The organism is Microcella sp. (genome assembly GCF_051860105.1).
Taxonomy (GTDB): domain Bacteria; phylum Actinomycetota; class Actinomycetes; order Actinomycetales; family Microbacteriaceae; genus Microcella.
Genome location: NZ_JBHYEO010000001.1, coordinates 213,493 through 220,828 on the forward strand (window position 1 = coordinate 213,493; position 7,336 = coordinate 220,828).

General features: G+C 75.0%; 5 protein-coding genes. All 5 read left to right on the top strand.

What is annotated here, in order from left to right; all coding sequences use genetic code 11:
- Positions 1-263: AAA family ATPase (locus ACTIE9_RS01085; RefSeq protein ID WP_439563719.1), on the top strand; the 263-nt coding region annotated here is incomplete at its 5' end.
- Positions 260-1,675 carry a DUF58 domain-containing protein gene (locus ACTIE9_RS01090; protein ID WP_439563720.1) on the top strand — a complete coding sequence of 472 codons (1,416 nt, stop codon included), beginning with the start codon at positions 260-262 and terminating at the stop codon, positions 1,673-1,675. The genes ACTIE9_RS01085 and ACTIE9_RS01090, both read left to right, overlap by 4 nt.
- A complete protein-coding gene (locus tag ACTIE9_RS01095) occupies positions 1,669-3,990 on the top strand; it encodes a DUF3488 and transglutaminase-like domain-containing protein (protein WP_439563721.1) in 2,322 nt (773 codons plus the stop codon). The genes ACTIE9_RS01090 and ACTIE9_RS01095 overlap by 7 nt, the downstream gene beginning before the upstream one ends.
- Positions 3,987-5,033, top strand: a complete 1,047-nt coding sequence (locus ACTIE9_RS01100) for a zinc-ribbon domain-containing protein (protein WP_439563722.1) — start codon at positions 3,987-3,989, stop codon at positions 5,031-5,033. Before ACTIE9_RS01095 ends, ACTIE9_RS01100 begins: the two co-directional genes overlap by 4 nt.
- Positions 5,034-5,194: 161 nt before the next feature.
- The coding region (locus ACTIE9_RS01105) for an FtsK/SpoIIIE domain-containing protein (RefSeq protein ID WP_439563723.1) at positions 5,195-7,336 on the top strand (2,142 nt) is incomplete at its 3' end.

A 7,336-nucleotide genomic window follows, 5' to 3' on the forward strand; every position in this document is an offset into this window, starting at 1 on the left:
ATGCGACCCGCTCGCACCCCGACGTGCGGCTCGGCGCGAGCGTGCGCGGTGCGCTCGCGCTCGTGCGCTGCGCGAAGACCTTCGCCGCGATCAACGGCCGCCACTATGTGGTGCCCGACGACGTCAAGGCGCTCGCCGAGCCGGTGCTCGCGCATCGCCTCGGGCTCGACCCCGAGTCGGAGTTCGATGGTGTGACGGCCCCGACGGTCATCGCGCAGATCCTCGTCGAGACCCCGCCACCGAGCGATCGGGTCGCCGTGTGACGACCGCCCCGACCCACCGGCCGCGCGCGGCCGCTTCTCCCGCCCCCTCCGCCGCTGATCGCGCGCGGCGCACCGTCGACGAGTCGACCATCGGGTCGACCGTCACGACGGCGCGCACCCGCATCGTCGGTGAGCGCACCGGATGGGCGGCCGACGCTCTCGTCGCGGTCGTGCGGGCCGGTCGCGCCGGGCGGGGGACCGTGTCGCGCGTGCTGCGGGCGGTCTCGTCGGTCGTGACCCCCCTGGGCTGGACGATCGCCGCCCTCGTGCCGGTGGCCCTCATCGCCGGCTACGCCTGGGGTTGGACCGAACTCATCGTGCTCGGCGTCGTCGGGGCCACCCTCGGAGTCGTGGCCGCCGCCTACCTCCTCGGCCGCACGCGGCTCGCTGTCGTGCTCGCGCCCCCGCCGCAGCGCGTGGCCGTCGGTGACCCCGCAGTCGCGCGGTTGCGGGTGAGCAACCCCTCCCGTCGGCGGTCGTTCGGGCAGCTCGTCGATGTGCCCGTGGGCAGCGACATCGTGCCGGTGTCGGTGCCCGGCCTGGCGCCCCTGGCCGACGTGGAGCGTGAGCTCGTGGTGCCGACCGCTCGACGCGGGCGCCTCGCGCTCGGCCCTGTGCGCACGGTGCGCGCCGACCCGATCGGCCTCGTCCGCCGAGAGCTCGTCTGGACGGAGGCCGTCGAGATCATCGTGCACCCGCGCACCATCGATATCCCCTCCACCTCGAGCGGGCTCGTCCGCGATCTCGAAGGCCAGCCGACCCGTGACCTCACCCCGAGCGACCTCGCGTTCCACGCGCTGCGCGAGTACGTGCCGGGCGACGACCGCCGCCACATCCACTGGAAGTCGACGGCCAAGACCGGCACCTTCATGGTGCGGCAGTTCGAGGAGACGCGGCGCAGCCACCTCATCGTCGCGCTCAGCATCGCCAGCATCGATTTCGGCTCCGACGAGGAGTTCGAGCTGGCGGTGAGCGTCACGGGAAGCCTGGGAGCGCGCGCCATCCGGGATGCTCGCGAGGTGTCGGTCGTCGTGAGCGCCGTGACGCCCGAGTTCGCGAAGCGCGCCGTCGTCGCCCTGCGGCCGCTCACGACCCTCACCCCGTCCCGACTGCTCGACGACCTCGCCGTCGTCGAGCACGGCCCGGCCGCACTCGGAATCCTCGACGTCGCCCGGCTCGCCGGCGAGAGCGCCCGAGGGGTCTCGGTCGCGTTCCTCGTCGTCGGGTCGACGGTCACGCCCGCGCGGCTCCGCACCGCCGCAGCGGGTTTCCCGCCCGCCGTCGAGGTCGTCGTCATCATGTGCGACACCGCGCACATCCCCGGCCGCCGTCGGCTCGGCGGCTTCTCGGTCGTCACCATCGGGTCGCTCTCCGATCTGCGCCGAGCGATGCGGGGGGCGCAATCGTGGTGAGAGCATCCCGAGCCCCGCGTCGACCGCCCGTGCGTCCTCCCGCCCGCGCACCCCGCAGCGTGATGGTCTCGGCGAGCATCGTGACGGCCGTCGCGTGGGCCATCATCGCCGTCGTGCTGTGGCCGATCTACCGGGATCCGGCGTTCGTGCTGCTCGCGGTGATCGGCATCGCGCTCGGCGTGGCGATCGCCCTGACGGGGGCGATCGCGCGCTGGCCCGCCTGGGGCGTGCTGATCGCCACGGTCGCCGCCTTCACCGTCGTCGGGGTGCCGCTCGCCGTGCCGGCGCGCACGGCCTACGGGGTGCTGCCCGAACCTGGGGGCCTGCTCGAACTGTATGCCGGGGTCGCGCTCAGCTGGCGGCAGCTGCTGACGATCGACCTCCCGGTCGGCACGTATCAGGCGCTTCTCGTGCCGGCCCTCGTGCTGCTGCTCGTGGGCCCCGTCGTCACTCTCGCCGTCGCCCTGCGCACCGCGCGCGGTGAGCTCGCCGCCCTCGTGCCGCTCGCCGCGTTCCCGCTCGCGGTGGCGATCGGCCCCGAGCAACCGCTGCTGCCGATCACGACGGCGATCGCGCTCGCGATCACGCTGCTGCTGTGGATGGCGATCTGGCGCCGCCACCGGCGGGCAACCGCCGTCGGCGCCGCCGGGTCGAGCGACTCCCGCTGGCTCGGTGCTCGAGCCTTCGCGGCCGGTGCCGTGCTGCTGCTCGTGGCCGGGGGAGTCGGTGCCGCGACGGTCGCGGTCATCCCGCCCGCGGGCGATCGCACGGTGCTGCGCACGGTCGTGGAGCGCCCGTTCGACCCGCTCGACCAGCCCAGCCCGCTCGCGGCCTACCGCGCATCCTTCGCGCCCGACGTCGCGCTCGAGACCGCCCTCACCGTCACCGGTGCGCCGTCCGGTGCGCGCATCCGCATCGCCGTGCTCGACAGCTACGACGGGTCCGTTTTCGCCGTCGGCAGCGACCAGGTCGACAGCGCCTCGGGCCGTTTCGTCCGCATCCCCACGGGTCGCGACCTCTCCGCCGTCGACGGCCAACCGGTGGCCGTCACGTTCTCCGTGCAGCGCACCACCGGCGTGTGGCTGCCGACGGTCGGGGAGCTCGGCCGCATCGCGATCGCCGGTGACGACGCCGCCGACCTGCGCGACCGCTTCGTCTACAACGCCGCAACGGGGGCCGCCGCCTTCGTCGGGGGCGTGCCAGTAGGGCTTGAGTACACGATCGACGCGGTCGTGCCGCGCACGGTCGGTGCGTCGCTCGACAGCGCCGTGCCCGGTTCCGCTGCCGTGCCGGGCATCACCGCGGTGCCGGAGGCGATGAGCGCGTGGCTCGACGAGGTGCTCGTCGGCGTGGAGGGGTCGGGGCCACGCCTGCAGCGTGCGCTCGAGTCGTTGCGCGCCCAGGGCTATCTCAGCCACGGCATCGCCGACGATGAGGCGCCGAGCCGGTCCGGTCACTCCGTCGAGCGGCTCGACGCGCTCTTCACCGATCGTCCGATGGTGGGCGATGCCGAGCAGTTCGCGGCGGCCGCCGCCCTCATCGCGCGCGAGCTCGGGTTCCCCTCGCGCGTCGTGCTCGGCTACGGCCCGATTGACGCCGGCGGCACCGTAGCGCTCACCGAGAGCGACCGCACCGCCTGGGTCGAGGTGTCGACGGCGGCCGGAGAATGGGTGCCCGTCGACGTCGTGCCCGAGCGCCGCGAGCTGCCTCCGGCCGAGCCCGACGAGCCGATTCCTGTCTCGCGCCCGCAGAACGCCGTTCAACCCCCCGTCGACGACCCGCCGCCGCTGGAGGAGCTCGCGCCGCCCGAAATCGAGCAGCGGGACGATGCCGCCCTCGACCCCTTCTGGCAGGCGGTGCTCGCCGCGGTGCGGGTGATCGGCTCGGTGCTGCTCGTCGCCGGACTCATCGCCTCGCCCCTGCTCGGCATCGTCGCGGCCAAGCTGCGGCGCCGACGGCGCCGGCGCACGGCAGGAGACCCGACGACGCGGATCCTCGGCGGGTGGCGCGACCTCACCGACGAGGCGCTCGACTTCGGCCTCGCGGTGCCCGTGGCCGCGACGCGCACCGAGGTCGCTACCGCCCTCGGTCGACCTCAGGCCCTGGTGCTCGCGCGGGTCGCCGACCGCGCCGTCTACGCGCCCGAAGAGCCCGATCCGCTCGAGGCCGACAAGGTGTGGGCGACCGCCGACGCGCTGCGGGCATCCTTCGCCGACGGACGGACGCGCCGCGAGCGGTGGCGGGCGGCGATCTCGCCCCGCTCGCTGCGACGGTATCCTGGCCCTCGACGATCGACGGGGGGTCGAGACGCGTGATGTGCCAGCACTGCGGAGCCGCGCTGCCGCCGTTCGCGCTGTTCTGCGGCGAGTGCGGCCGGTCGGTGTCGGCCCCCGCCGTCGTGCCGTCGGACGTCGTGCCGTCGGACGTGGTGCCGCCGGTCGTCGGGCGGCCCCTGGCGCCCGCTCCGGCGCCTGCTCCGGCACCCGTTCCGGAGGTGCCCGTCGCGGATGCTCCCGGAGAGGTTCCGCCCGCCCGGGCGACCGACGCGCCGCTCACGACGCCGATCGTCGTCGAGGGAGCCCTCCCGACCGCAGCCGCCGATCCCGCGCCGACGCCGATGCCGGTCCCCGTGCTCCTCCCGGTCGCTCCGGATGCGCTGCCGTGGCTCGCGGATGCGCCGTTGTCGATCGACTCGCCCGCGACACCTCCTCCCACGCACACGGCGGGCCTCGCGCCGTGCGCGTCGTGCGGCGCCCCGCCGGAGCCGGACGACCTCTTCTGCGCCGAATGCGGGAACCCGTTGCCCGGCGACACGCGGGCGATCACCCCCGTGCCGGTCATCCGGCCGCAGCCGGTGGCGCTGACGGGCCCGGAACCGGCAGCGCCGAGCGTGCCAGAGGCGGCGCCGGACCCCGTGACCCTGGACCCCGTGACCCCGGCATCAGTCCTCCCCGCGGACGTCGTCCCCGCGTCCGCTGCTCCGACCGCCGCGGATGTCGAGAGCACGCGCATCGTCCCGCGCGGCACAGGCGGAGCACGCTTCGTGCTGCAGTTCAGCACGGGCGAGAGCTACACGGTGCTCGGTTCAGGGCTCGCGGGCCGCAATCCGCGCCCCGAACCGGGGGAGTACGTCGACCACCTCGTCACGATCGTCGACCCCGGCCGCTCCGTCTCGAAGACCCACTTCGAGTTCGGCCAGCATGAGGGTGTCTTCTGGGTCAGCGACCGGCACTCGGGCAACGGCTCGGTGCTGCGCGAGCCGGGCGCCGAGCCGCGCGTCTGCGAGCCTGGTCGCCGCTACCCGGTCGTTCGGGGAACGCGGATCGACATCGGCGAGCAGTTCGTCGTCGTGAGCTGACCGCTCCTCCCCATCGGGTCGCCCCGAGACGGGATGCCCGCTCCCGCCCGCGACCGCCGCTGCCGAGCCCGGCGCATGCTGTGCTCCTGCCCGTGCATCGTCTCCCTCCACTGCCCGCGCTTCCCCGCCCGCCCGCGCGCCCCCGCTTCCCCGTGATCGCCGTGATCGCTCCGCTTGCCGGGGCGATCGTGATCGGCCTCCTGACCGGCTCGCCGTTCGTGCTGGTCTTCGCCGTGCTGAGCCCGCTCATCGCGATCGCCACGGTGCTCGACGGGCGCCGCGCTGCTCGGCGCGAGCGTCGCGACGAGGAGGAGCGGTTCGATCGGGAGTGCCGGGCCTACGAGGCCGCGATCGCCCGGGCGCACGCACGCGAGCGCGCCGCGGCCGACGCCCGCGACCCGCTCGTCATCGCGACGCCGCGTGACGCGCATCGCCCGCTGCGTGTGGGCACCGCCCCCGCGCCGAGCGCCGTCGCACCCGATGAGGTGCTGCTACCCGGCGCCTCGGGCGACGAGGATCGACTGCGCTCCCTGATCGCGCGGGCGTCACGCCATGCGGGCCTTCCCGTGCTCGTTCCGCGCGGCACCGTCGCGGTGCAGGGCACCGGGATCGCGACAGAGGCCCTCGCGCGGCGGCTCGAGGTCGAGCCGGGAGTGTCGGTCGTCCGGCTCGCTGCGGAGGAGCATCCCGCCCCGGATGCGGTGGCGGTGCGGGTGCTGTCGGCGACGAACGTCGAGATCACCCTGCCCGACGGCGCCCGGGTGATCGCCGCACCCGAGTTCCTCAGCCGTCGGCAGCTCGCGATCGCGTCGGCACCCCGCGCGGCCGGGCTCGCGACGCAGCCGCCGACCTCGGTGCGCTGGTGCGACTTGCCCCCGAGTGCTGACGGCCAGCTCGCGCCGGCGGAGTCGACGGGCGTCCCGATCGGCGCGGACGCCGCCGGCCCGGTGGCCCTCGACCTCGAGTGCGAAGGCCCCCATGCCCTCGTCGGAGGCACGACCGGCAGCGGGAAGAGCGAGTTCCTGCGCTCCCTCGCACTCGGCTGGGCGGCGAGCCGGCCGCCGAGCGAGCTCACCCTCCTGTTCGTCGACTTCAAGGGCGGCGCGACCTTCGCGGGCCTCACCGAGCTGCCGCACACCGTCGGCCTCGTCACCGATCTCGATCCGATCGTGGCCGAGCGCGCACTGCTGAGCCTCCGCGCCGAGCTGCGTCGTCGAGAGCGGGTGCTCGCCGATGCCGGGCTGCGAGACGTCGCGCAGCAGCCGGGGCTGCTCGCCCGCCTGGTCGTGCTCGTCGACGAGTTCGCGGCGCTCATCGACGCGTTCCCCGACCTGCACGCTCCGTTCGCCGACCTCTCCGCGCGTGGGCGGTCGCTCGGCGTGCATCTCGTGCTGTGCACGCAGAACCCCGCGGGGGCCGTGCGCGACGCGGTCGCCGCCAACTGCGCCGTGCGCGTGGCCTTCCGGCTCTCGGCGTCGGCGGGAGCGGGATTCATCGGCGCCGAGGGTCGCGAACTCGCCGGCGCTCCCGCGGGGCGGGCCGTGCTCGTCACGGCGGAGGGCACGCGCTCCCTGCAGATCGCGACGATCGACGACGACGATATTGCCGCAGTGCGGCGGAGATGGGCCGGCAGCGCCCTCGCGACCGGCCCCTGGCTGCCACCGCTCCCAGATCGCGTCGAGGTCGGGCAGTTCGACGCGGGGCCGCCGCTCACGGCGGTCGGAACAGAGCCGGGCGAGCTGCCGCCTCTCGTCTTCGGCCTGCTCGACGACCCCGCCGAGCAGCGGCAGCGGCCCGCCATCTGGACACCGGGACGAGACGGCGCTGTGGCGGTGGTCGGGGCACCGCGCAGCGGCCGCTCGACCGCCCTCGCCGCCCTCGCGCAGGCGGCGCACCGGGCGGGGTCGGAGACGGCCGTGCTCCCGGTCTCGGTCACCGAGGCATGGGCGCTGCTCGACCGCCTCGCCGAGCAGCCGCTCGGCGGCGGACTGCTGCTCGCCGACGACCTCGATCTGCTCATGGCGGACGCGGCCGATCTCGCTCCGGAGCTGCTGGCCCGCTGGGATGCCGCGGTTCGGGCCCAGCGACGCGCCGGCGGCGGGGCGGCGGCCGCGATCGGCTCCGCGAGCGGCGCTCGCGCCCTGCTGGGCGCGCGTTTCGAGTCGCGGCTGATCCTGCGCTGCCTCGATGCCGACGATCACCACCTCGCCGGTGCGCCCCGCGGTCTGTTCGACCGCGGGGCGATCGCCGGGCGCGGCTGGTGGGCAGACCGTCAGGTGCAGGTCGTCGCGGCGCCCGCCATC